We start from the raw sequence: 23826 nt of genomic DNA, 5'->3' as shown, positions 1-23826 counted from the left end.
CCCCACCGTTCAGGAGGAGGTCTCCATGCCACGGAGATCGAAAGGCCTGTCAGCCACGCTGATCACCGGCGCGCTCCTGCTGACCTCGCTCGGCCTCGGCGGCATCGCCGTCAGCGCCGGGCCGCCCGCACCGCACAGCGCCGCCGCGCAGTCGTTCGCGGCCACCCACTCCGGTCATGCGATGGCCGCGTCCACGGCCAACTCCCCGGAGGATCCGGACGGCGACGGCTACATCCCCGCGAACCCGCCCGTCACCGGCGTGACGCCGTCCACCCAGGACCCGCCGCACCGCTACTTCCACGAGTTCCAGGCCAACTGCTCGGTCACTCACACCAGGCCGGACGACCCCATCGTCTATCCCCAGCAGCCGGGCAAGTCCCACGACCACACCTTCATGGGCAACACGACGACCGACGCCAACAGCACGACCGCCTCGCTGTCGGCCGGCGGCACCACGTGCAAGGCCCCCGGCGACCTCTCCGGCTACTGGATGCCCACCCTCTACGACGGCGACCAGCAGATCCTGCCCGTCGGCCCGCAGGTCATCTACTACAAGGCCGGTGTCACCGACTACACCAGCGTCCGGCCCTTCCCCAAGGGGCTGCGCTTCGTCGTCGGCAGCCCCATGCAGAGCGCCGACGAGTTCCGGCACCACCCCGGCTTCGTCGAGGGCTGGGAGTGCGGTGACAGCTACTTCAACACCGAGTTCCCCGCGACCTGCCCCGACCGCGCGGACGTCCAGCTCAACATCCGTTTCCAGGCGCCCAGTTGCTGGGACGGCAAGTACCTCGACACCCCCGACCACAAGAGCCACATGGCCTACCCCGTGGTCAAGCCCGGCACGAACGACAACATGTGCCCGGCCGACCACCCGGTGGCGCTGCCGATGATCGAGTTCAAGATGGCCTTCCCGGTCAACGGCGACATGTCGAAGGTGCGGCTGTCCAGCGGAACGGGTCACAGCTTCCACTACGACTTCTTCAACGCCTGGGACGCCCCCACGCTCAAGGCCCTGGTCGACCACTGCGTCGTCGGCGGGCTCCAGTGCGACGCGCGCGGCTACGACGAGACCCACCCGGAGGCGGGCGCCGCGCTCGACGAGCACTACCGACTGCCTTGAGGAGTTCACGCATGACCCCACGACCCCGCACCCGCACCCGCACCCGCACCCGCACCCGCCGCATCGCGGCACCCCTCACCGCCGGCGTGCTGGCAGCCGGATTCCTCGCCGCTCTGCCCGCCGCCCAGGCCCACGCCGCGGGCAGCGTCGTCAAGATCACCGGCAGCCAGGGCGCCTGGCAGCTGACCGTGGACGGGCAGCCGTACCAGGTCAAGGGCCTGACCTGGGGCCCGAGCGTCGCGGACGCCGAGAAGTACCTGCCGGACCTCAAGTCCATGGGCGTCAACACGATCCGCACCTGGGGCACCGACGCCACCAGCAAGCCGCTGTTCGACTCCGCGGCCGCCCACGGCATCAAGGTCGTCGCGGGCTTCTGGCTGCAGCCTGGCGGCGGACCCGGCAGCGGCGGCTGCGTCAACTACCTCACCGACACCGCGTACAAGAACCAAGTGCTCGACGAGTTCCCCCAGTGGGTCCAGACGTACAAGGACAACCCCGGCGTGCTCATGTGGGACGTCGGCAACGAGTCGGTGCTCGGGCTGCAGAACTGCTACAGCGGCGACGAACTGGAGAGACAGCGCGACGCCTACACCACCCTCGTCAACGACATCACCAGGAAGATCCACGCCGTCGACCCCAACCACCCGGTCACCTCCACCGACGCCTGGGTCGGCGCCTGGCCCTACTTCAAGAAGAACGCGCCGGACCTCGACCTGTACGCCGTGAACTCCTACAACGCGGTCTGCGACATCAAGTCCGCCTGGCAGCAAGGGGGTTACACCAAGCCCTACATCGTCACCGAGACCGGGCCGGCCGGCGAGTGGGAGGTCCCCGACGACGCCAACGGCGTTCCGCTGGAGCCCTCTGACCAGGCCAAGGCGGACGGCTACACCCGGGCCTGGAACTGCGTCACCGGGCACAGGGGGGTCGCGCTCGGCGCCACGATGTTCCACTACGGCACCGAGTACGACTTCGGCGGCATCTGGTTCAACCTGCTGCCCGCCGGCCAGAAGCGTCTGTCGTACTACGCCGTGAAGAAGGCCTACGGCGGCGACACCAGCCACGACAACACCCCGCCCGTCATCTCCGACCTGACCGTGGAGGGCGGCGCGGGCCAGGTGCAGGCCGGACGTGACCTCGTCCTGGCCGTGAAGGCCACCGACCCCGACGGCGACCGGATCTCCTACGAGGTCCTCGACAACAGCAACTACATCGACCAGAGCAAGAACCTGGCCTCGCTGCCCGCCACCGACCTCGGCGGCGGTCGTCTCAAGATCACGGCGCCCGACCGCCCGGGCGTCTGGAAGGTCTACGTCAAGGCGACGGACGGCCGGGGCAACGTCGGCGTCGAGGCCCGCTCGATCCGCGTCGTCCCGCCGATACCGTCCGGCACCGACGTGGCACGGGGCAAACCCGCCACCGCCTCGTCCTACCAGGCGAGTTACGGCGACTGCCCGTGCACCGCGGCCAACGCGGTCGACGGCAACCAGGCCACGCGCTGGGCCAGTGACTGGAGCGACCCCCAGTGGCTCCAGGTCGACCTCGGCACCCGCACCACGTTCCGGCACGTCCAGCTGTCCTGGGAGGCCTCGTACGCCAAGGCCTACACCATCCAGACCTCCGACGACGGCCAGAACTGGCAGACCGTACACACCGTGTCCGACGGCAACGGCGGGATCGACGACTTCGACGTCACCGGGACCGGCCGCTACGTCCGCGTCAACGGCACGGCGCGGGGCACCGGTTGGGGCTATTCGCTCTACGAGTTCGGCGTCTACGCCTGACGGACGGACCTCTCCCGGGGTGCACGCCGCGCTCCGGGAGAGCGCTCTATTTCCGGATACGCAGGTCCGTTAGGGTGCCTGCATGAGCAGACGGGCCCCGACGCTGGAGGACGTCGCCCGGGAGGCCGGTGTCTCCCGGGCGACCGTGTCCCGGGTCGTCAACGGCATCCGCAACGTGGATCCCGAGATACAGGAGGTGGTCCGCGGGGCCATCGAGCGGACCGGTTACGCGCCCAACCGGGCCGCCCGTTCCCTGGTGATCCGGCGGGCCGAGACCGTCGCCCTGGTGATGTCCGGCGCCGGGGACACCACCGACGCCGGACAGGACGCCTTCGCCGCATCGGTGTTCGCGGACCCCTTCTTCGGACGGGTCGTCAGCGGGATCGTCGGCTTCCTGCGCCCCCGCTCGATGCACCCCGTCCTCATGTTCGCCGAGTCCGCGCAGGCGCGCGAGGAGGTGCTGACCTACCTGCGCCAGGGCCGTGCCGACGGCGCCCTGGTGGTCTCCACCCATGCGGACGACCCGCTGCCCGCGCTTCTCGCCGACGCCCGGCTTCCCGCGGTGCTCTTCGCTCGTCCCTCCCGTCCGGTCCCGCTCAGCTATGTGGACCTGGCGCACCGGGACGGCGGGCGTCTCGCCGCGGAGCACCTCCTCGCGCGTGGCTGTCGCCGACCCGCCACGGTCTGCGGCCCCCTGGACGTGGCGGCGAGCCAGGAGCGGCTCGCCGGGTTCCGTGACACGCTCGCCCGCCACGGTCACCCCTATGTCCCGGTCGCCGAGGGCGGGTTCACCCTGGACAGCGGTCTCGCGGCCATGTCCGACCTGCTGGCCCACCACCCCGACACGGACGGCGTGTTCGCCGCCAACGACCTCATGGCGCAGGGCGCCTGCCAGGTCGTGAGGGAGCACGGACGCCGAGTGCCCGAGGACGTCGCGGTCGTCGGCTTCGACGACTCCAGCATCGCCGTGACCTGCCGGCCCCGGCTGACCACGATCCGCCAGCCGGTCGAGGAGATGGCGGCGGAGATGGCCCGCCTGCTCGACGAGCACATCCATGGCGGCCGCGCCGATGCGACGTCGGTCATCTTCGACCCGGAGCTGGTGGTCCGCGACTCGGCCTAGCTGCGCTCTTCGGACAGGTCGGTGACGCGGCTGGCCGGTATCCGCCCGCCGATGCCGGCGTGACGTCGATGGAACTCGTACCAGTCCGGCCGGCCGCTTGCTCCTCCTGACTCCGAACAGCATCGTTGTGCGCCGTTCACGACTCGACTCTGAGCCCCGGGGAGCGTCGGCAGGAGTTACGGGGCTTCGTGGTACAGCGCGTACCACCCAGCGGGGCCGGGTGTGCGGGAGGATGGTGTGCATGGATCAACTCGGTGCCGCGCTGCGGGCGTGGCGGGACCGGCTGGATCCCGCGACGGTGGGTTTCGCACACGGCTCACCCCGTCGGGTCCCCGGTCTGCGACGCGCGGAGCTGGCGACGCTGGCCGGTATCTCGGTCGAGTACGTGGTCCGGCTGGAGCAGGGACGGGTGGCGACGCCCTCGGCGCAGGTCTGCTCGGCCCTGGCTCGCGCCCTGCATCTGTCCGACGACGAGCATGCGCACCTTCTGCGCATGGCCGGTCACGCGGCGGATCCGACCCGGGTTCCACGAATGATCCCGGAGAGCCTGTACCGGATCGTGGACCAGCTCGCCGGCAACCCGCTGGCGATCTACGACGCCACCTGGCAGTTGCTGCACTGGAATCCGCTGTTCGCGGCCACGTTCGGCGATCCCACGGTCCACGGTGTGGGAGACCGCAACGTCCTGGTCTGGCAGTTCCTGGGTGAGCTGCCCCGGGTCCGGCAGACGGCGGCGGAGCGGGCGGCGTTCGAGGAGTCCCTCGTCGCCGACCTGCGCGCGACGACGAGCCGGTACCCCGACGATCCCGACCTCGCGGCACTGGTGTCGAGGCTGAACCTCAGCCCACGGTTCCGCGAGTTGTGGAGCCACCGAGCGGTGGGCGGTCACCAGAGTGCGCACAAACTCGTCCAGCACCCGGATGTCGGAGACATCGCCATGAACTCCGACATCCTCAACACCCAGGACACCAACCTCCGCCTCGTGGTGTACACGCCGCAGCCAGGCACCGACGCCCGCAGCAAACTCGAACTCCTTGCGGCCATCGGGGTCCAGAGGATGTCTCCTCAGGGATGAAGGCCCGCGTTCCGCTTCGCCCGGTGGACCGGGCTGCTGGGTGGTACGCGCCGTACCAGGAAGTCCCGTAGCTCCCGCCACCCCTCCCGGGGACCCAGCATGGAGTGCGTGAACAGCGCACGACCGTGCTGTCCGGACCAGGAGGAGCCAGCATGACCACCACATTCATCACCGGGGCCAACAAGTCCCTCGGTCTTGAGACCGCTCGTCGCCTCGTCGAGGCGGGGCACACCGTCCTCCTCGGTGCCCGCGATCCCGAGCGCGGTCGGGCCGCGGCAAAGGCGCTCGGCGCCCGGTTCGTTCAGATCGACGTGACCGACGACGCCTCGGTCCAGGCCGCGGCCGCGGATGTCGCCGCGCATGAGGGAACGATCGACGTCCTGGTCAACAACGCCGGCGTCCTCGGCAAGGTCGGCCCCGTCGAGGAGTACACCGCGGCCGACGTGAGCGCCGTGCTCGACGTGAACGTCGTCGGGATCGTGCGCGTCACGCACGCCTTCCTCCCGCTGCTGCGCAAGTCGCCGAACCCCGTCATCGTCAATGTGTCCAGCGGGATGGGCTCCTTCGGCATGACCCAGGACCCGGCGCGGATCGAGTCGCGGTATGCCCTGCCCCTCTACTGCGCCTCGAAGGCCGCGGTCACGATGCTCACGACGCAGTACGCCAAGGAACTGAAGGACGTGAAGGTCAACGCCGCAGACCCCGGGCAGACCGCGACCGACTTCACCGGCGGCCTCGGACACAGCGTCGCCGACGGCGCGGAGTCCATCGTGGCCCTCGCGACGATCGGCCCGGACGGGCCGACGGGACAGTTCATCGACCGATCCGGGAACCTCCCGTGGTGAACCTGCCCTGCTACCTCGCCGCTACCCGCGTCACACTTCGCATGCTGGTCTGGCAGGCACGCGGCCGCTACCGCTGGGAGGGCCCACCCACCAGCCGCCGCCTCAAGTGATCCATCTGCCGGTCGGTCTAAGCCAGAAGGCCCTCTCACCACCTGTTCAGGCGGTCAGCACGCGCGTCGCCAACTCCCGTCGTCAACACCCGTGATCTACACCTGGCGCGCCGGGGACGTGATGCGGGCCGTCGCCCGGACCGGGCCCCCGTCGGCGCCGGCGAGGCGCATCGGAAACAGGAAGACCTCGACCGCGCATCCCGCGGCCTGCGCCTCCGCGACGCGTCCGAGCCCGGTCAGGTTCTCGGCGATCACACCCCCCGCTCCGCACAGCACGCGGTGCGAGGGCAGTTCCGCGGGACCGGTCGGATCGACGCTCAGCGCGTCGATCCCGACGGTGAGGCAGTCGGCCGCGACCACGGCCTGCGCCGCCTCGGGCGTGAGCCAGGGGTGGGCGAGGTAGTCCTCGGTCCCCCAGTGCCGCGACCACCCGGTGGCCAGCAACAGGATCGAGCCGGGCCGCAGCCGCAGCAGGCCCAGGGCGGAGGTGAGCAGGTCGGACGTGATCGGCGCCCGCGCGGGCAGACCGCGGACATCGGCGACGACCGCCGGCCCCGCGAACCGCTCCAGCGGCAGATCGTCCAGCGTGGGCCACGCCTCGTCCACGTGGTACGGCGCGTCGACGTGCGTGCCGGACTGCGACCCCATGTGCAGCCGGAGGACGTTCACCCCGTGCTCGGCGACCCGCAACGCCCTGGAGACCTCCACCTCCGGGTCACCGGGGTAGACGGGCATCCCGGTGACCACGGGCACGGACAGGTCGAGCCAGCTCTCCATCAGCGCATCAACTGCCTTCGACGGCGAGGGCGGGCGTGCCCTCGCTCTCCGTACCGGGACCGGTGATCGGCGGCACCGGAACATCGATCGTACGAGCCAGCCGCGGGCCGTCGGGCCCGTACACCGCCCGTGGCTCGGGGAACAGCCGCAGCAGCGCCAGGTACAGCACAGCGGCGACGGCCAGCGACAGCGGCAGGCTGATGTCGATGCCGTTGACGAGATCACCCAGCGGTCCGACGAACTGGCCGGGGATGTCGGTGAACAGCACACCGACCACGGCACCCACCCACCAGGCCGTCATGCCGCGCCAGTTCCAGCCGTGCGTGAACCAGTAACGGCCGCCGCGCTGGCGGCGGTTGAAGACCTGGAGCGCGTCCGGGTCGTACCAGCCGCGCCGGGTGTAGAACCCGAGCATCATCACGACCATCCACGGCGTGGTGCAGGTGATGATCATCGTGGCGAACGTCGAGATGGACTGCACCAGGTTGAAGCCGAAGCGTCCGATGAAGATGAACGCGATCGACAGGACTCCGACCAGGACCGTCGCCTGGACCCGCGACAGCTTCGGGAACACCGAAGAGAAGTCGAGCCCGGTGCCGTACAAGGACGTCGTACCGGTCGACATGCCGCCGATCAGGGCGAGCAGACACACCGGCAGGAAGAACCAGCTCGGTGAGATGGCCAGCAGACCGCCCACGAAGTCCGGAGCCGCCGGGTCGACGTACTTCGGTGCCTTGGTCGCGATGATGCTCGCGGTCGCGAGCCCGAACACGAACGGCAGCAGGGTCGCGATCTGGGACAGGAACGCGGCACCGACGACCTTGCGCCGCGGTGTGTCCGCCGGGATGTAGCGCGACCAGTCACCGAGGAACGCGCCGAAGGACACCGGGTTCGACAGCACGATCAGCGCCGAGCCGATGAAGGAGGGCCAGAACAGCGCCTGCGTCGCCGAGTCGGCCGAGGCCGTGAAGGCACCGGCGTACGAGGGATCGAAATCACCGGCGAAAGCGATCGCGCCGAGCAGGAAGAGCAGGGTCGCCGAGGTCACCGCGATCTTGTTGACGAACAGCATGAACCGGAACCCGTACACGCACACCGCGAGCACCAGGCAGCCGAAGAGCCCGTACGCGACCACGTACGACAGATTGTTCTGCTCCAGTCCGAACAGCCGGTGCGCGCCGCCGACCAGGGCGTCTCCGGAGCTCCACACCGAGATCGAGAAGAACGCGACGGCCGTGAGCAGCGACAGGAACGAACCGACGACCCGGCCGTGCACACCCAGGTGCGCGGAGGAGGCAACGGCGTTGTTGGTGCCGTTGACCGGGCCGAACACCGCCATCGGGCAAAGGATCAGCGCACCGACGACGACTCCGAGGAGAGTGGCCGCGAGCCCTTGCCAGAAGGAGAGCCCGAAGAGAATCGGGAAGGCCCCGAGGACGCAGGTGGAGAAGGTGTTCGCACCGCCGAAGGCGACTCTGAACAGGTCGAGCGGCGACGCGGTGCGGTCCCCGTCGGGGATGCGCTCGACGCCGTAGGTCTCCACCTCGGTGAGAGACGGCGACGACGTGGCGGGGGAATTCTCGGACAAGGGTGTGCTCCAGCGAAGTGCCTGGGCCCGGACGCGGGCGGTGGAGCGCGTGATGGCGCGAGGGGAGAACGGCCTCGCCTTCGCCGCTGGGGTGTGTGGCGGGAGCGGGAGCCGTCCTTGGAGGGTGTGCCGACGTTAAAGCCGGGCCGGTGATCTGCGCCAGAAGGTAAAACATCCATTTTGCGCGCCAGAGGTGGAGCATTCATCCATTGCGGGGCCTGCCCGCCGGCTCAGCTCTCCGGCCTCGGGTACACGGCTCCGCGAAGTCTTCCGCGCGGACCAGGCCCATCAGCCGCCGAGGATCTGGCCGAGGCGGTGGAAGAGTCTCTCCCTCAGCACGCGGACGCTGTGATCATCCTCAGCTTCCCTGGCCTCGGCGCCCAGGTGCTTGCCGAAGCCGGGGGGACTGGCACGCCGCCACCCGATGACGTCCCAGTCCCACCACGGCCCATCGGCATCAGCCGGCCGAACTGACCAAGGCCTCGAATCCTGAGCTATCGCAGTAGGACACTGCCCGCCCCTCAGCCCCGGCGTCGCCGCGAACCGCGTTGACGGTGTCATCGAGGATGTGGGTGCCGCCGTGTTCCAGGTCTGCCCGGTCAAGTCTTTTCGAGGCCTCGATGACCGCATGCCCTGCCCATTCGGTGTTGTCGGGCTCGGGCGACTGGACACCCTGCCCGTCACCGGTATCGGCGTCTGCTTCGTTGGTTGTTGTGGCGTGCGCCGCATCCTGCCAGGACCCCAGCTTGGTGCAGTAGTCCTGTTGCCACTCCTTGGCCTGCGCCGGATCGTCTGACGAACAACCGCTCATCAGGACAGCCGCGACCACGACGGCCGCCACTCGCCCGACTGCTCGTGCGATCCCACAGCTGTGCTGCATGGACATGCCCTCCCCGAACCTGCCGACACAGAATGTGGATCACGAAAGTTTGATTTTACGCCGAACTAACGGATCATCAGCACCGGATCGGCAAGAAGTAAGCACACGCCCGACACGGCGCGCCTGAGCGGTCACGGCACCGGCCAAACGCCCTTCATGCCGGCGGACCCGGACCGGATGTCAGTGGCTGCGGCCACGGCGGCGGACCCATCCGGATCCGAGTCACCGGGTGCGGCGGGCGGTGCTGAACCGGCGCCGGTAGGCGGCGGGGGCGATGGAGAGCTCCCGGACGAAGACGCGGCGGAGACTCTCGTAGCTCGGGAACCCGGCCAGAAAGGCCGCCCGGGTCGCGGTGTGCCCCTGGTCGAGCAGGGACTTGGCGATGTCGAAGCGGATCGACTCGACGTACCGGGCAGGCGTGGTGGACAGCTCCTCCCGGAACAGGCGTGTGAGATGGCGGGGGCTGAGGTGGAGATGCCCGGCGAGCTCGTCGAGCGAGTGGTTGCCTCCGGGATCCGCCGTCACCAGGTCGACGACCGTGCGCAGGGCCGGGGAACGGGGCGGTGGGCCCTGCAGCGGCGCGGAGAACTGCGACTGGCCCCCGGCGCGTTGCAGATAGACGACCAGCGCGCGGGCGACGTCCCGGCTGACGTCGGCGCCGTGGTCCTCCTCGACGAGGGCCAGCGCCAGGTCGATGCCGGCGGTGACGCCGGCCGAGGTGTACGTGGTGCCGTCACGCACGTAGATGGCGTCGGGTTCGACGGTGATCTTCGGGTGACGCTCGGCGAGTTCGCGCGCGATCTTCCAGTGGGTGGTCGCGCGCTTGCCGTCCAGGAGGCCGGTGGCGCCCAGGACGAACGCCCCTGAGCAGACGGACGCCACCCGCCCGGAGCGGTCCGCCAGTTCCCTGGTGGCGTCGGTCAGGTCGCGGGTGACGGGCGTCCGGGGATAGACGACCCCGCCCGGCATCACGAAGGTGTCGGGGTCCGGTTCGGAGGCGGGGCTGCCGTCGACGGCGATCCGGATGCCGGTCGAGGAGGTGACGGCGGCGCCGGTCACCGACAGCACGGCGATCCGGTAGTCGGCGCCCAGCCGGTTCGCCTCGCCGAACACCTCCGCGGGGCCGGCGACGTCCAGCAGTGCGACCCCGTCGTAGACGAGGATCGCGACCCGATGCGGTGCGGAGCTCACAGTCCCGTTCCTCAGGTGTCCGGATTCGAGTGGTTCATGGCCGTGCCGGGGTGGCGGCGAAGGCCGCGCGATCGGCACCGTGGAGATGAGGCGAACAGCCCGCTCCGCACGATCACACCGAAAGCACGAACATCATGACCGACATCATCGCCGCAGTGGAAATTCCCGAGACGGCAGCTGTGACGGAGGCCACCGCATTTCTTCGCGAAACGGCCAGCCCACTGATCTTCCACCACTCCCGGCGGGTATTCCTCTTCGGTTCTCTGCAGGCCCGCGCGCTCGGTCTGCAGCCCGATCCGGAGCTGCTCTACATATCCGCGATGTTCCACGACACGGGGCTTTCGACGCCGTTCTCCGAGGTGGAGCAGCGCTTCGAGCTCGACGGCGCCGACCACGCGCGCAGGTTCCTGCTCGACCGCGGTTTCCCGAAGAGTGCCGCGGACGTCGTCTGGACGGCGATCGCGCTGCACACGACCCCGGGAATCCCCGGCCGGATGGGACCGGAGGCGGCTGCCACGAACTACGGCGTCCTGACCGACGCGGTCGGCTGGGGGCTGGAGCGGCTGAACGCCGACCGGGTGGACGAGATCATCGCCGCCCATCCGCGCGGACAATTCAAGGAGGGATTCCTGCAGGCGTTCGTCGACGGACTGAAGAATCGTCCCGACACGACGTACGGGACCGTCAACGCGGACGTGCTGGAACATTTCATTCCTGGTTTCCGCAGCACGACGATGGTCGAGCGCGTAATGGACGCACCCTGGCCGAATTGAGGTAGGAGAACCCAGCGGAAGCCAGAGAAATCCAGAGGCATTCCGGTCGCGTGGGTGGGCGGCGTTCCCGATGGCCGGTGAGCGCGATGTCGATCGCACCGGTGCGGTCGGCGCGCGCCGTCGCCGGTGTGGCGGCGCTCAGAGCGTTGTGACTGTCGGAGGGAGAACCGGGACAACGGGGAGAGTCGGACGAACCGGTCCCGGCGCGCTGGGTGTCGTGGGCGAAGAAGGCCATGGGCGGTGGTACGAGCACGTCGGCGGACCGCCACAGGGGCGGTCCGCACGCGCACGAGCCGTCAGAACCCCTCCCCGACCGGCGCGTCGGCCGGACACCGGCCGGTCAGGACGTCTGCGGCAGAGCCCGTCCCGTCGCCTCGGCTTCCTTCGGCGCGGCGGTTCCCGTTCGCTCGGGGCCGCGGCCCCGCCGTCGGCTGAGCTGCGCCCCGAGGGCCGAGGTCACCAGGCTCAGCGCCGCGGCCGTGTACCAGACGACCCGGAAGTCGTGGTGCGAGGTGGCGTCGACACGGGAGCCGACGACCGCGACCAGGACGGCGACGCCGATCGTGGCGGAGATCTGGCGCACCGAGTTGACCAGCGCCGACCCGGTCGCCGCACGGTGTCCCGGTACCGCGTGCACGCCGGCGGCCACCAGTGTGCCCAGGGCCAGGCCCACTCCCGCACCGGTCAGCAGCTGGCTGGGCAGCAGTTCACTCGCGTAGTCAGGTGTGACCGACGCGAAGATCGCGAACCAGACCATGCCACCGGCGAACAGCACGCCGCCCGCCGCGATGAGCGGTCCCTGCCCGAAGCGCTGTGCGGCGCGGGTGGTCAGCACGGTGACGACGGGCACGAGCGCGGGGCCGGGTGCCAGGGCGAGACCGGTGCGCAGCGCGCTCCAGTGCCAGATCTCCTGACACCACAGCACGTTCGACAGCAGCATGATCGAGAAGGCCACGCCGAACAGGAGACTGCCCGCGTTCGCCGCACCGAAGCGCGGCAGCCGCAGCAGGTCCAGCTCGAACAGCGGACGGGGGTGCCGCAGGGACCGGAGCGCGAACGCGGCGCCGCAGATCACGGCGACGGCCAGCAGCACTACAGTCTGGCCGCTCGTCCAGCCCTGGTCGGGTGCCTGCACCAGCGCCCCCGACAGCGACGCGATCGAGACGCTGACCAGCAGGGCGCCGAGGAGGTCGGGAAGCGGCCCGGTCTCCCGCGCGGCCGGCTTCGGCAGCGCGGCTCGGCCGACGACGAGCGCCGCGATGCCGATGGGCAGGTTGACGGCGAAGACCCACCGCCAGTCCACCTCGGTCAGCAGGCCACCGGCGACTGGCCCGGCAGCCGCGGCGAGCCCGCCGACCCCGGCCCAGCCGCGGGTGGCCTGGGTGCGGCGTTCGGCCGGCACCGCCGCCAGGAGCAGGGCCAGGGAGGTCGGGATCTGGGCCGACGCCCCCACGGCCTGCACCACCCGGGCCACGATGAGGGTTCCCAGGTTCGGGGCCAGGGCACAGCCCAGCGACGCGAGCGTGAAGACGGCGATCCCGGCAAGGAAGACCGGCCGCTGCCCTATGCGGTCACCGGCACGCCCGGCCACCACCAGCAGCGCGGCGAAGGTGATCGCGTAGGCGTTGAGGACCCAGGACAGCGATCCGAGGCTCGCTGCCCCGCCGCCTGCGGAGAAGTCATCTCCCATGGCGGGCAGCGCGACGTTGACGATCAGCAGATCCAGGTTGGTCATGAAGACGGCCACCAGGACGACTGCGGCGGCCGCCCGAGGGTGCTTTGAAAACCGAAGCAGCGTGGACATGGCGCAACCCAAACACAGGGTGGTTTGGAAATCAAACCCTGCCGGGTGATACTGGGAAAATGACCACGCCCATCGACCCCCGGGACATGGCGGGGCGCCCGTGCTCCCTCGCCGCCGCCCTCCAGATCATCGGTGACCGCTGGGCCCTGCCGGCGATCCGCGAGGTCATGCTCGGCAACCACCGCTTCCGGCAGATCGCCAGGAACACCGGCGCTCCCACGGACCGGCTCGCCGCGCGCCTGAAGGCGCTGGTGGAGAGCGGCGTCCTCGAACGGCGCCCACTGCCGGACGACGACCGCTACAGCGGCTACTACCTGACGGCGGCCGGGCGCGATCTGGGGGCCATCACCCGCGAGCTGATCGGCTGGGGCGACCGCTGGGTCGTCACCGCACCGCCCGCCCGGATCCGGCACCGGGATCACGAACTGGTCACCCACACGGTGTGCGAGACCTGCGGCGAGCGGGTCCATGGGGAAGATGTCCACCGGGACGACCTCGTGCCCGGCTGGGACCAGTCGGGCCCGGTGACGACCCCGTAGACCGAACGGCCCATCTCCGCGAAACGAAGGTCCGGCATGATCAACGGCGCCCACGTCATCCTCTACAGCCAGGACGCGGAGGCCGACCGCGCCTTCATCCGCGACGTCCTCGCCTTCCCCGGTGTCGACGCGGGCGGCGGGTGGCTGATCTTCAAGCTGCCCCCGGCAGAGATCGCCGTACACCCCACCGAGGGCGCCCCCCAGCACGAGTTCTACCTGATGTGCGACGACCTCGACGCCCAGCTCGGGGAACTGCGGGCGCGGGGAGTCGAGATCACCCGCCCGGTCAGCGAACAGCGCTGGGGCAGGCTGACGGCGGTGCGTCTGCCCAGTGGCGCCGAACTGCCGCTGTACGAGCCTCGTCACCCCGTGGCCCACAGTCTGTGACACTCGAGCGGCCCCGCCCCGGGGCCCACCGGATGTGCGGACGGCACCGCCCCGCCACGGTGACCGGATCTCCCGTGAAAGCCGTTGTGGTGCCTGGTCGCGGGGGCTGATGGAATCATCCGCCGGGACGACCGCGTTCCCCCCACGGGAACCCCGGCGGAGGCGGCCCGGATGGTGAGAAAGGTGGCGACATGCTGGAGACGGTGGGTCTGACGGCCGACGAGAGCGAGGTGTACCGCCTTCTGGTCGCCACCGGGACGGCGTCCCCTCAGGACATCTCCGGCCGCTCGGACCTCGACGTCGTGACCGCGCGGCTGCTACTGCGCGCGCTGGAGCACAAGGGCCTGGCATCGGCGGCCGAGGACAGTCCCGAATGGTTCACGGCCGTGCCGCCGCAGGTGGCCCTCATGCCCCGGCTCCAACGCCGCTTCGACGCCCTGGAACAGACCCGGGCCGCCGTCTACGAACTGGCGGAGACACACCGCCGCAGCGCATGGGCCCGAAGCACCGGCGAGGCCGTCGAGATCATCACCGGCGCGGCGGCACTGCGCCAGCATCTGCGCCAGCTCCAGCACGGCGCCGACCGCGAGATGATGTGGTTCGTGAAGGCCCAGTACGTGGCCATGTCCGCGGAGAGCAATCAGGAGGAGTACGACGCGCTGGACCGGGGCGTGCTCTACCGGGCCCTGTACGAGCAGGCGTACTTCGACGACCCCGACGCGGTGGACTACGTCGTCAAGGGCGTGTGCGCCGGAGAGGTCGCCCGGGCGGCGCCCCTGCTGCCGCTGCGGATGGCGATCGCCGACCGCTCGGTGGCCATCCTGCCGCTGGCCTCCTCCGGCACGTCCCGCAACCCCCGGGAACTGCGGGCCGCGGTGGTGCGGGAGAGCAGCCTGCTGGACGCGCTCATCGCCCTGTTCGAACACCACTGGGAGATCGGTGCCCCGCTCCGGGTGACCGAGGAGGGCCAGATCGGCGGCGCCGGCACCACGGATGCCGCCTCGCCGGTCGGGGAGGACCGGCACCTGCTCTCCCTGATGGTCGCCGGCATGACGGACGAGGCGATAGCCGGACAGCTGCGGGTCAGCAAGCGCACCGTCCAGCGGCGCATCCAGGGCCTGATGACCCTGGCGGGCGTCGCGACCCGTATGCAGCTGGGCTGGCATGCGGCCCGCCGCGACTGGCTCTGAGCACGGCGGACGCCGCGACGCACACGGACAGGGCCCACCGGAGGTGTCCGGCGGGCCCTGCCCCGTTCGTCCGACCGCTGCGGCCGGGCTGCGCTGCTCGCGGAAGCAGCTGCTCGAGTACGTGGCCACTCCGCGGAAGCAGCTACCCGAGGACGTGACTACTCCGCGCAGGCGGCTACTTGAGCAGGTAGCCCTTGATGACGGTCTCCTTGAAGGAGTTGCCGGCCGCGTCCTTGACGTGGACGCGCAGGCTGACCGAGCCGCCCGCGGCGCGGCGCGGGTGCTCCACGGTCACGGTGCGCTCCAAGCCGGAGCCCTTGACCCGCACCGACTGCCAGGTCTTCCCCTCGTCGAAGGAGACCTCGGTGGTGAAGACGCGGATGGGCGACGCCGGGGCGCCGGCCGTCCGCTGGATCAGGATCGGGATGTCGAGCTTGCGGCCGGCCTCGGCCCGGTTCCACTCGTCCAGCTTCGGCGACATACGGACCGCGTACAGCGGCAGCGCCTGCCGGGTCGCCGTGGTCTGCGACCGGAACCGCCATTCCGCCCGCACACTCGTGGACACGGAGCTGGGGGCCTTGTCACGGTTGTGCTCGACCGTCAGACGGTAGTCGGCGGGGGTGGCGTCGGCCGGGACGTCACTCATGCTCCAGTCCTGGGAGACCAGCTCACCGTTGCGCCACAGCTTCACCTCGGGCAGGCCGGACGTGGTGTCGGCCACCAGGTCGAGGTTGCCGTTCGCAGCCGACTGGAAGGGGCGGTAGATGGTGTCGCCCTCGCGGAAGGCGGCCATCGAGGAAGCGAGACCCACGGCCTGGATCCCGCCGTTCCAGCGCTCCTCGACCTTGGCGCCGGCCTTGTAGCTGTGCAGATCGCCGAGGTAGCTCTGCCCGCGGGTGTCCGGGTCGAAGAGGTTGTTCTGGTCGAAGGCCGTCTGCCAGCGCAGGCCCTCGGCCGACGAGAAGTAGTCGACCCGCCGGGTCGGCACCGGCAGGCCCGCCATCGAGGGTGCGCTGAAGCGGACGTTGTCCACGTACATCCAGACGAGGCGGGCCGCGGTGGTTCCCGGGGTGGTGGCGGCGAAAGTGGTGTCCACCTTGGCCAGTTCCGACGAGGGGGGGCGGTACCCCGGATCGGCCGGGATGGCGCCGTGCACCGGCCGGGAGAGGTAGTAGACCGACGAGGGGTTGCCGTCCGCGCCGGCGGGGTCACCCCAGACGGTGCTGACGAGGTAGGTGAACTTCGAGTCCTTGTCCCGGGCCGTCGGCACCGCGTACACACCGTCGATGTGGTCCGTGCCGATCGCGTTGTACATGGTGACCGAGAGAAGCTGGTCGGCCATGCTGATCGTGCCGATCTCGGCCGACATGATGCGCGCGGACCGGCTCGGTGCCGACACCGTGACGGGCTTCGCCTTCCGGGCGTCGATGGTCACCTGCCGGTCGGCGCTCATCACGACCTTCGGCACACCGACGATGGTGCCCTCGGTGAAGGAGGCGTCGAAGTAGAAACCGCTCACCGAGTAGGTGTCCTTCGGCAGTCGCACCACCGTGCTGCTCTTGCCGAGCGCCTCGACCTCGTACGCCTTGCCGTCGGCCGAGTTGACCAGCAGGTAGGCGTTGTCGGGGGCGGCGCCCGTGCGGCTCTTCATGTCGATGCGCAGGTCGTAGGACGGCTGCTCGTCGTCCATGCCGAACGGAACGCGCACCGACACCTGGTGGTCCGCGGTGCTCGCGGTCACCACACCGCTGTAGGCGGCGTACGTCGTGGTGGCTTCCGGGGTCGCGGTGAGGGTGACGGCCGCGGTTCCGTGCGCGGGCACGGTGACCGTGTCGGCGCTGAGCCGGAACAGGCCGGCGGGGGCGGGCACGTCCTTCTTCCCGCTGCTCGGGTTGTCCTTCAGCTGAAGGGTGACCGGCGCGGCGCCCGGGTTGCGGTAGGTGATGGTCTTGGTCACCGGAGGCCGCTCGCCGTCCGTCCAGCGGATCAGCCCGAAGTCCAGTGCGGTGGTGTCGGCGGTGACGTCCTGGTCGACCGCCCGGGCGACGTCGACGCGTCCGGCGCCCTGGAAGTAGGCGCCGTGCTCCTTGGCGCCGGTCGCCGACTGCATCAGCTGGCGCTTGACCTGCTCCGCCGTCCAGTCGGGGTGCTGCTGGAACAGGATGGCGGCGGCTCCGGTCACATGGGGCGTGGCCATGGACGTGCCGCTCATCGCGACATAGCCGTCGTCGGCGGTGGTTCCGCCCGCCTGGGCGGCTACGACGTTGACGCCGGGGGCGATGATGTCCGGCTTGAGGCCGGAGTCGCCCACCCGCGGGCCGACCGAGCTGAAGACGGCGAGGTCGTCGTCTTCCTCGGCCGCGCCGACGGCCAGCGCCAGGTCGTCGGAGGCGGGCGAGGAGACCTTGTCGGGACCGCTGTTGCCGGCCGCGGCCACGACCAGCGTGCCGTAGTCACGGGTCACCGTGTCGACCATGGCCTCGAGGGCGTCGGTCTCCGGGGTGTCCGTGTCGCCCAGGCTGAGGTTGATCACCTTGGCGCCGTGCTGGGCGGCCCAGGCCAGGCCCTCGACGATGTCGGAGTTGTCGCAGTTGCCGTCCGCGGTGCACACCTTGCCGGACAGGATCTGCACACCGGGTGCCACACCCTTGTACTTGCCGTCGGAGGCCGCACCGGAACCGGCCACCGTGGAGGTCACGTGGGTGCCGTGGCCGTTAAGGTCGTCGGTGTTCGGCTCGGTCGTGAAGTTCGCGGACTCGGTGACGAGGCCCTTGAGGTCCGGGTGGTCGGGGTCGTAACCGGTGTCGAGCACGGCGACCTTGACGCCGGTACCGGTGTAGCCCTTCTCCCAGGCATGCGGGGCGCCGATGCGCGGCACCGTGCTGTCGAGCTGGATCCTGGAGTGGCCGTCCAGCCAGACCCGGCGCACACCCGCTCCGAAGGACCTGGCGTCCGCTCGGCCGGGGGCGATGCCCTTCCAGAACCCGGCGGCGTCCGCGCGGTGTTCGCCGAGGGTCGCGAAGGGGGTCCCGCCGATGGGGCGGACGGTGTCGGCACCGGCGGCGGTCAGCTGTCGCCGGGCGGTGCCCGCGTCCCCGGCGTACTCGACGATCAGCGGCAGGCTCGACCGCTGCGCGTACTTGCCCCGGACCAGGGCGGAGACGTTGAACAGCGCCTTGTCGAGGCGGCCCGACGCGAGCAGCGGGAGCGTGTCGGCGGGGATGACCGTCCAGTCGCGACCGGACTGGCGCTTGATGAACGCGACGCGTTCGCGGCCCTCGGCGGGCTCGACCGACACACTCTGCTTGCCCGAGGTGTCCGTCTCCAGCGTGACGCGGTCGCCGGTGATCAGGGTGAGCTGCTGCCGGGAGATGATCGGCGACCGGGCCGCTCCGGTCTGCGCGGCGGCTTCCGTTCGGCCGGTGTGCGGGCCGAGGTCCTGAGCGGCGCCGGGGGCGGCGGTCAGACCGGCCACGAGCGCCACGAGGGCGGCGGCCGCCGCCGTATGCCGAGGCCGGGGCGGACGGATCCCGCGGCGCCACCTGTTGTTCATGTCTCTCATGGGAGGACAGCGTGGTGCCGTCAAGTGTCGAGGTCAGCAGTTTGCCCTGTCCACCAGACGTCAAGTCACCTTTACGCCAACCCGCATACGTCACAAAGAGACCAAAACCGGCCAGGTTGGCGACTCATGGACGAACCGAGCGAGCCGCTCCCCAGTGGGGTCAAGCCGACCGCCGGAGATCACGCCCGGCCTTCCCCTCCCGGCACGACCGGAACGCTCCCTGCCGGCCACCAGCGGTTGCGCGACAACCCAGTCGTCGGGCTTCGGACGCCTTCCGCTTTCCGAACGTGATCGATTGGTTCGGGGTGGGTGACATGAACTCCGTTTCCTAGCGGGAGACATGGGCGTGGTTCGTCCGTTCGTCTCGCTTTTGACGGTGGCCGGCGCCGTCGGTGCTCGGTTTGTTGGAAGCGCGTGCCCCGGCGGGAGACGGGCATGGCGGCCCAGACCCTCTCGCCGGACTTTCAGCGGCTCCTGTCAGTGCTGGAGTCTGAAGCGGGCCGGGAGGACATGCGGCTACCGGCAACTGGCCGTCGCGCTGGAACTGGCAGCGGTCCCGGCGACGGTCGAGGGGCTGCGCTCGAACACGAAACGCCTGGTGGCGCGGGGGCGGATTCTGCAAGTGCGGTTGGGACCACGGCAGTTCGAGTTGCCTTCTTCCGGACGCGGGTCCGGTAGTCCGCTTCTCACGCGCCGGTGACCGCGGACAGCACACCGACCGAATACAGTACGCCGTCAACGCGATCGACGAGAAGCGGACCATTACCCACGAGCAGCTGAGCGGGGTCTCCCGTCCGCACATACTCTGCGGTCGGGCAGGAGACCGGCCGTGCGCAGTCACCGAACTCCAACTTGCGGGTGTGGAAGTGCGACCGGAACTCGCGCCATTCGTCCGTCGTGGGTTCGCGGATTCCCTCCGCACGCCTCGGCCTCCTCGTAGCAGGGGCACGATCTCACGGCCGTCGGGGATCCGATAGGACACCAGCGCGAGGTGCGTGACGACCGCGACGCTGCACGCGGACTTCCCTGGCGCCTGCGCGTCATGCAACCCTAGATCACCCAGGTCTGGGCCGACTCTGCCCATACCGGCCAGCTCATCAACTGGTCGACGAATTCCTGAACATGATGCTCAGGACCCTCTCTCGACCCGTGGGGCAAAAGGCCTTGCTGTCCTGCCCCGTCGCTGAAAACTAACTACGAACGCCTCCCCCAACACTCTGAACTACATCTGACCTGGGCACTCATCATCCTCATGCCCCGGAGGCTCGCCCGCGACGGACCCCGCACGGACTGGTCGAAAGGATCTTGACACTGTCTCGCCGGCCGCTGATACCGTCCGCCTATCGACCCAGCTGACGGAGCAGAAGTGAAAACGGAAACTAAACCAGAACACGAAATTGATTCAAGCACTCACCAAAAAATTCACGAGTTGCTTGACGCATGCTTTCCTGAATACCCTTCACGTACCTACTTCAAGCAGCTCCCTCACCTTAGGCGACTCGCCTGGGAGCATGGCGCTCTAGTTGCCCAGGTAGGCATTGATCACCGAATGATCAAAAACGGTGACATGCCGCTGCGAATTTTTGGCATAATAGACCTTTGCGTCGCCGAATCGACGCGCTCCCGCGGGATCGCCAGCCAGCTCTTGGTTGAAATCGAAGCCGCGGCGCGCTCCTCCGATGTCGATGCGATTCTCCTCTTTGCGGATGACCCACGCGTCTATCTCGCCAACGGGTACCAAAGTGTGTCAAATCACGTGAAATGGCTCATGATCAACGATCACGAGACTCTCGGGATAGCAGAAAAGCCACTTGGTGAGATGATGGTGAAGATGCTTTCAGGAGAGCCATGGGGCGAAGGCGTCGTCGATCTCCTCGGCTACCTCTTCTAAAATAAGTCTTCAATCGATGAACCCATGATGGCCAAGGGAGATGGCGATGGCCAACCTTCCCGGTTCCGATCTTTTATGAGATCCCCAACACTCCCGAAGCCTTTCCTAAGCCGTCAGGCTCGGCTCTGCCGAGGTCTCGCTGGGGTGGAGTCTCACGCCTCATCTTCGGGGAAAAAGGGGTCTGCGATCCACGCGAGCCGGTCGTCACTCAGCTGCGCGGGAACCCATCCGCGGAGGCGTGCGTGATCGATGAATCGGCCCACTACGGAAACGTGGTACTGCTCGACGTGGTGGGCGAGGTCGGTGTGCCAGAACCACTCACTGTCGGTGAGGAGGTGAAGGCTGTCGATGAACCAGGTCCTCTTCGTGCGGGTCACCTTCGCTGCGCGCGGCAGCGATCAGGGAGGGTCCGTCGGGATTGCCGTGCTTCAGTTCCCTGAACTCGCCGAGAAAGCGGTCTGCGTACGGGGGCTCGCTGGTCACCGCCAGGAGAGTAGTCGATCAGATGCACGACATCGCTTATCACCTCGGCTGTGAGAAGCACGAGGAGGCCGGGAAGAGCAGCGGCAACAGCCGCAACGGCACCCGGTCCAAGACCGTGCTGACGGACGTCGGTCCGGTCGTGATCAAGGTGCCCGGGACGTGGCTGGCAGCTTCGAGCCGTAGATTGTCAGGAAGCGCCAGCGGCGCCTTGCGGGCGTGGACGAGACATCTCATGTCGTTGGCCAGTCAAGGTGAGGCGCTGGTGATCGCACAGTCGCGACTGCTCGTGCCACCCGGTGCAACCGAGTGGGCGGGACAGGCGGTAGCGTCCTTGGGATGCTGGATGGTCCTGATGTGTCGGTCGCACTGCAAGGCGGAGTGCGTACTCGTTCGCAGGCGTGGGACTTCGTGCATTGGTTCGCCGGCGAATGGCTGGGGCGCCCGTTGGAGCCGGAAGACGGCTGCGCCGTTGAAGAGTTGGCGGCTGCGGAGGCTGGTCTGGGCTTCGAACTCCCGGTCGCCTTGCGTGAGGGTTACGCGCTCTTTGGCCGCCGGGACGATCTGACCCGACAGCAGGATCCCTTGGTCCCGCCGAGCGGGCTCTATGTCGACGACGCCCTGGGCGGCGTCCTGGTCTTCCGTCGCGAGAACCAAGACTGTGCCTACTGGGGGATTCCCCTTGTCGAGATCGAGCAGGACGATCCACTGGTAGTGGTGGAATCACAGCAGGGTTGGATTCCCTTCTTCGATCGGATGTCCCTGGCATGGGTCGAGCTTGTGCTGAGCGAGTCGCTCTTCGGGGCGGACAGCCACTACGACGCCTGCGAGTTGCCGGACGCGCTGGTGCTGAGCCTCCACACTCGCTATGCCCGGGTGGATCTGCCCGACCACCCCATGTGGGCGAGCGAGGACGACTCACCCGTGCGCTGGTACGCGGCTCCCGGACGGCTGGTGCGCCGAGACGGCGTCCAGGACCAGTCCTGGATCCACGCGCGCGGGCGCACGGTTGCCGATCTTGAGACCATCCGTGAAGAACTCTCTGGACCTTGGGTTTGCTGAAGCCGTGCCCGCCACCGATGCGGGCGGGTTCAACGTGCAGTCGGCAGGCCGTTATGCAGCCGGCGCGAGAGAGTGCGCGAAGGCACGTTCAGGCGGCGCCTGACCGCTGTCGGTTACATGTGGGCCTTCGCCGCCCTGTGATCCGCGGAGCCACGGAAGGTGACCTGCCCGGTTGAGTAGAGCGCGTAGCCGGCTCCGGATGAGCTTGGCAGCGGCGGCCCGGATCGGTGATGCAGCGGGCACCGCGCGGACGCGGGCTGAGTCCAGGCCGAGCTTGCCGCCGCCCGTGGAAGGCCGTGAGGGCGGCCAGGTAGTACTCACGTGGGTGGGAACGGAGCCGGTTGACCAGTTGGCCCCTGCCCCAGACCGCGTCGAACAGATCGCGCCGACCCTGCTGCGGATACTCCTCGCCACCGGCGACCCACCGGCGCAGACCCTGAGCCGCCGTCGACTCCGTACCCTGGCGGCATGCGCATGCGCCCCACCCTGAGCTGGACCCCCGCCGCGGATCTGCCGCCGGGCACCACCGACCTGCAACCGGTCGTCGACGCGCTGAGCACCGGCGGTGTGCTGGTGCTCAGCGGCGCGGGCATCTCCACGGAATCGGGCATCCCGGACTACCGGGGCAAGGGCGGGAGCCTGAGCCGGCACACCCCGATGACCTACCAGGACTTCACCGGCAGCGCCCACGCGCGGCGCCGCTACTGGGCGCGCAGCCACCTCGGCTGGCGCACCTTCGGCCGCGCCCTCCCCAACGCCGGGCACCGGGCCGTGGCCGCTTACGCACGGCACGCCCACGTCACGGGTGTGATCACCCAGAACGTCGACGGCCTGCACCAGGCCGCCGGCAGCGAGGGCGTCGTTGAGCTCCACGGCAGCCTCGACCGGGTCGTCTGTCTCTCCTGCGGCGCCTTCAGCCCGCGCCGCGAACTCGCCCGGCGGCTGGAGGCCGCGAACCCCGGCTTCGACCCGGTGGCCGCAGGGATCAACCCGGATGGTGACGCCGACCTCACCGACGCGCAGGTCGGGGATTTCCGCATCGTGCCGTGCGCCGACTGCGGCGGCGTAATCAAACCGGACGTGGTGTTCTTCGGTGAGGCGGTTCCGCCCCAGCGCGTCGAGCACTGCCGACGGCTGGTCCGTGAAGCGTCCTCACTGCTGGTTCTTGGTTCGTCGCTGACGGTGATGTCCGGGCTCCGGTTCGTCCGCCAGGCGCACCAGGAGGGGAAGCCGGTATTGATCGTCAACCAGGACCCGACCCGGGGCGACCCGCACGCCCTCACCCGGGTCGCGCTCCCCCTGGGGTCGGCCCTGACCACCGTGGCGCACCGGCTGGGCATCCCGGTCGGCGGCGGGTCCGCGGACTGAGGCGCCCTTCGGCGCGCATCCCGCAGCCGTGGGTACCGGCTGGGGGAGCCTGCGGACCACGAGTGCTGGACGTCCAGCAGCCAGGAGACGTCGATGTAGAGGGGCGGTATCAGGCACCACCCCCACCGTCCCCGAGCACGGACCACCGAAGCGACCGCTGGCGCCGGCGCAGCACAGGCGGCGTCCGGCGACCATCGAGGGGCCAGGAGCTCGTGCCCTCCGTTCCCAGTCGTGTCTATTCATTGACAGCGCCGCCTTGGGACTTCGGTCGACCGCG

The 23826-nt window shown here is 69.4% G+C and carries 20 protein-coding genes and 2 pseudogenes; 14 read left to right on the top strand and 8 right to left on the bottom strand.

All coding sequences use genetic code 11. The annotated features are described in order from the left end of the window. The first annotated feature begins 25 nt into the window (after positions 1-25). From ABZ642_RS15175 to ABZ642_RS15150, 6 genes and pseudogenes are all read left to right on the top strand, one after another. Positions 26-1120 (top strand): DUF1996 domain-containing protein, encoded by a 1095-nt coding sequence (locus tag ABZ642_RS15175; RefSeq protein ID WP_360482847.1) that lies wholly within the window; start codon positions 26-28, stop codon positions 1118-1120. An 11-nt stretch (positions 1121-1131) separates the two neighbouring features. Next, on the top strand, positions 1132-2904 hold the full coding sequence (locus ABZ642_RS15170; RefSeq protein WP_360482844.1) for a discoidin domain-containing protein: 1773 nt from the start codon (positions 1132-1134) through the stop codon (positions 2902-2904). Between the two features lie 82 nt (positions 2905-2986). Next, the gene (locus ABZ642_RS15165) at positions 2987-4027 is read left to right on the top strand and encodes a LacI family DNA-binding transcriptional regulator (protein ID WP_360482841.1); all 1041 of its coding nucleotides are present in this window, start codon (positions 2987-2989) and stop codon (positions 4025-4027) included. A gap of 241 nt (positions 4028-4268) precedes the next feature. Beyond that, positions 4269-5102 carry a helix-turn-helix transcriptional regulator gene (locus ABZ642_RS15160; protein WP_360482839.1) on the top strand — a complete coding sequence of 278 codons (834 nt, stop codon included), beginning with the start codon at positions 4269-4271 and terminating at the stop codon, positions 5100-5102. A 152-nt stretch (positions 5103-5254) separates the two neighbouring features. Continuing rightward, positions 5255-5947 (top strand): SDR family NAD(P)-dependent oxidoreductase, encoded by a 693-nt coding sequence (locus ABZ642_RS15155; RefSeq protein ID WP_360482836.1) that lies wholly within the window; start codon positions 5255-5257, stop codon positions 5945-5947. Further along, positions 5941-6057, top strand: a pseudogene (locus tag ABZ642_RS15150) (IS5/IS1182 family transposase); the annotation flags it as partial. The gene ABZ642_RS15155 and the pseudogene ABZ642_RS15150, both read left to right, overlap by 7 nt. Positions 6058-6153: 96 nt before the next feature. Here the strand turns inward: ABZ642_RS15150 and ABZ642_RS15145 are convergent. The 4 genes from ABZ642_RS15145 to ABZ642_RS15130 form a co-directional block, all read right to left on the bottom strand. Then, positions 6154-6834 carry a cyclase family protein gene (locus ABZ642_RS15145; protein ID WP_360482833.1) on the bottom strand — a complete coding sequence of 227 codons (681 nt, stop codon included), beginning with the start codon at positions 6832-6834 and terminating at the stop codon, positions 6154-6156. Positions 6835-6841: 7 nt separating this feature from the next. After that, a complete protein-coding gene (locus tag ABZ642_RS15140; protein WP_360482830.1) occupies positions 6842-8422 on the bottom strand; it encodes a cytosine permease in 1581 nt (526 codons plus the stop codon). A 457-nt stretch (positions 8423-8879) separates the two neighbouring features. After that, complete coding sequence (locus ABZ642_RS15135; protein ID WP_360482827.1) at positions 8880-9308, bottom strand: hypothetical protein; 429 nt, start codon at positions 9306-9308, stop codon at positions 8880-8882. 216 nt (positions 9309-9524) lie between these two features. After that, positions 9525-10493, bottom strand: coding sequence for a GlxA family transcriptional regulator (locus ABZ642_RS15130; RefSeq protein ID WP_360482824.1), 969 nt, complete (start codon positions 10491-10493; stop codon positions 9525-9527). Positions 10494-10627: 134 nt separating this feature from the next. Here ABZ642_RS15130 and ABZ642_RS15125 point away from each other — a divergent pair, with 134 nt between their 5' ends. Then, the gene (locus tag ABZ642_RS15125; RefSeq protein WP_360482821.1) at positions 10628-11266 is read left to right on the top strand and encodes an HD domain-containing protein; all 639 of its coding nucleotides are present in this window, start codon (positions 10628-10630) and stop codon (positions 11264-11266) included. Positions 11267-11606: 340 nt separating this feature from the next. Here ABZ642_RS15125 and ABZ642_RS15120 read toward each other — a convergent pair whose 3' ends face one another. Then, entirely contained in the window at positions 11607-13070 is a 1464-nt protein-coding gene (locus tag ABZ642_RS15120; RefSeq protein WP_360482818.1) for a DHA2 family efflux MFS transporter permease subunit, read from the bottom strand. A 59-nt stretch (positions 13071-13129) separates the two neighbouring features. On the opposite strand from ABZ642_RS15120, the gene ABZ642_RS15115 reads away from it, so the two are divergent. The 3 genes from ABZ642_RS15115 (at position 13130) to ABZ642_RS15105 (ending at position 15186) form a co-directional block, all read left to right on the top strand. Then, the gene (locus tag ABZ642_RS15115) at positions 13130-13609 is read left to right on the top strand and encodes a helix-turn-helix domain-containing protein (RefSeq protein ID WP_360482815.1); all 480 of its coding nucleotides are present in this window, start codon (positions 13130-13132) and stop codon (positions 13607-13609) included. A 36-nt stretch (positions 13610-13645) separates the two neighbouring features. Next, positions 13646-13996: an extradiol dioxygenase gene (locus ABZ642_RS15110; RefSeq protein WP_360482812.1), complete on the top strand. Its 351-nt coding sequence runs from the start codon at positions 13646-13648 to the stop codon at positions 13994-13996. Positions 13997-14187: 191 nt separating this feature from the next. Further along, on the top strand, positions 14188-15186 hold the full coding sequence (locus ABZ642_RS15105; RefSeq protein WP_360482810.1) for a helix-turn-helix domain-containing protein: 999 nt from the start codon (positions 14188-14190) through the stop codon (positions 15184-15186). 175 nt (positions 15187-15361) lie between these two features. On the opposite strand, the gene ABZ642_RS15100 is transcribed toward ABZ642_RS15105, so the two are convergent. Beyond that, the gene (locus ABZ642_RS15100) at positions 15362-18739 is read right to left on the bottom strand and encodes a S8 family serine peptidase (protein WP_360482807.1); all 3378 of its coding nucleotides are present in this window, start codon (positions 18737-18739) and stop codon (positions 15362-15364) included. Positions 18740-19434: 695 nt separating this feature from the next. Next, positions 19435-19599, bottom strand: coding sequence for a YrhB domain-containing protein (locus tag ABZ642_RS15095; RefSeq protein ID WP_360482804.1), 165 nt, complete (start codon positions 19597-19599; stop codon positions 19435-19437). A gap of 515 nt (positions 19600-20114) precedes the next feature. On the opposite strand from ABZ642_RS15095, the gene ABZ642_RS15090 reads away from it, so the two are divergent. Then, on the top strand, positions 20115-20639 hold the full coding sequence (locus tag ABZ642_RS15090; protein WP_360482801.1) for a GNAT family N-acetyltransferase: 525 nt from the start codon (positions 20115-20117) through the stop codon (positions 20637-20639). A 152-nt stretch (positions 20640-20791) separates the two neighbouring features. Here the strand turns inward: ABZ642_RS15090 and ABZ642_RS15085 are convergent, their stop codons facing one another. Further along, positions 20792-21016, bottom strand: coding sequence for a hypothetical protein (locus ABZ642_RS15085; protein WP_360482798.1), 225 nt, complete (start codon positions 21014-21016; stop codon positions 20792-20794). Positions 21017-21150: 134 nt separating this feature from the next. On the opposite strand from ABZ642_RS15085, the pseudogene ABZ642_RS15080 reads away from it, so the two are divergent. The 3 genes and pseudogenes from ABZ642_RS15080 to ABZ642_RS15070 all read left to right on the top strand — a co-directional run. Then, positions 21151-21302: pseudogene (locus ABZ642_RS15080) on the top strand (transposase); the annotation flags it as partial. 156 nt (positions 21303-21458) lie between these two features. Then, positions 21459-22181, top strand: a complete 723-nt coding sequence (locus tag ABZ642_RS15075) for an SMI1/KNR4 family protein (RefSeq protein WP_360482795.1) — start codon at positions 21459-21461, stop codon at positions 22179-22181. A gap of 468 nt (positions 22182-22649) precedes the next feature. Further along, entirely contained in the window at positions 22650-23549 is a 900-nt protein-coding gene (locus tag ABZ642_RS15070) for an NAD-dependent protein deacetylase (RefSeq protein WP_360482792.1), read from the top strand. Positions 23550-23826 lie beyond the last annotated feature (277 nt).

The sequence above is a fragment of the Streptomyces sp. NPDC007157 genome (assembly GCF_040634235.1).
In the GTDB taxonomy this organism is placed as follows: domain Bacteria; phylum Actinomycetota; class Actinomycetes; order Streptomycetales; family Streptomycetaceae; genus Streptomyces.
Note: the sequence above shows the minus strand (reverse complement) of the source record. Positions and strands in the feature narration are given on the sequence as shown.

Excerpts from the sequence above, each read along its gene's own strand:
- ABZ642_RS15175 (WP_360482847.1), top strand. The coding sequence starts at position 26 with ATGCCACGGAGATCGAAAGGCCTGTCAGCCACGCTGATCACCGGCGCG.
- ABZ642_RS15170 (WP_360482844.1), top strand. The coding sequence starts at position 1,132 with ATGACCCCACGACCCCGCACCCGCACCCGCACCCGCACCCGCACCCGC.
- ABZ642_RS15165 (WP_360482841.1), top strand. The coding sequence starts at position 2,987 with ATGAGCAGACGGGCCCCGACGCTGGAGGACGTCGCCCGGGAGGCCGGT.
- ABZ642_RS15160 (WP_360482839.1), top strand. The coding sequence starts at position 4,269 with ATGGATCAACTCGGTGCCGCGCTGCGGGCGTGGCGGGACCGGCTGGAT.
- ABZ642_RS15155 (WP_360482836.1), top strand. The coding sequence starts at position 5,255 with ATGACCACCACATTCATCACCGGGGCCAACAAGTCCCTCGGTCTTGAG.
- ABZ642_RS15145 (WP_360482833.1), bottom strand. The coding sequence starts at position 6,834 with ATGGAGAGCTGGCTCGACCTGTCCGTGCCCGTGGTCACCGGGATGCCC.
- ABZ642_RS15135 (WP_360482827.1), bottom strand. The coding sequence starts at position 9,308 with ATGTCCATGCAGCACAGCTGTGGGATCGCACGAGCAGTCGGGCGAGTG.
- ABZ642_RS15125 (WP_360482821.1), top strand. The coding sequence starts at position 10,628 with ATGACCGACATCATCGCCGCAGTGGAAATTCCCGAGACGGCAGCTGTG.
- ABZ642_RS15120 (WP_360482818.1), bottom strand. The coding sequence starts at position 13,070 with ATGTCCACGCTGCTTCGGTTTTCAAAGCACCCTCGGGCGGCCGCCGCA.
- ABZ642_RS15115 (WP_360482815.1), top strand. The coding sequence starts at position 13,130 with ATGACCACGCCCATCGACCCCCGGGACATGGCGGGGCGCCCGTGCTCC.
- ABZ642_RS15110 (WP_360482812.1), top strand. The coding sequence starts at position 13,646 with ATGATCAACGGCGCCCACGTCATCCTCTACAGCCAGGACGCGGAGGCC.
- ABZ642_RS15105 (WP_360482810.1), top strand. The coding sequence starts at position 14,188 with ATGCTGGAGACGGTGGGTCTGACGGCCGACGAGAGCGAGGTGTACCGC.
- ABZ642_RS15100 (WP_360482807.1), bottom strand. The coding sequence starts at position 18,739 with ATGAACAACAGGTGGCGCCGCGGGATCCGTCCGCCCCGGCCTCGGCAT.
- ABZ642_RS15075 (WP_360482795.1), top strand. The coding sequence starts at position 21,459 with ATGCTGGATGGTCCTGATGTGTCGGTCGCACTGCAAGGCGGAGTGCGT.
- ABZ642_RS15070 (WP_360482792.1), top strand. The coding sequence starts at position 22,650 with ATGCGCATGCGCCCCACCCTGAGCTGGACCCCCGCCGCGGATCTGCCG.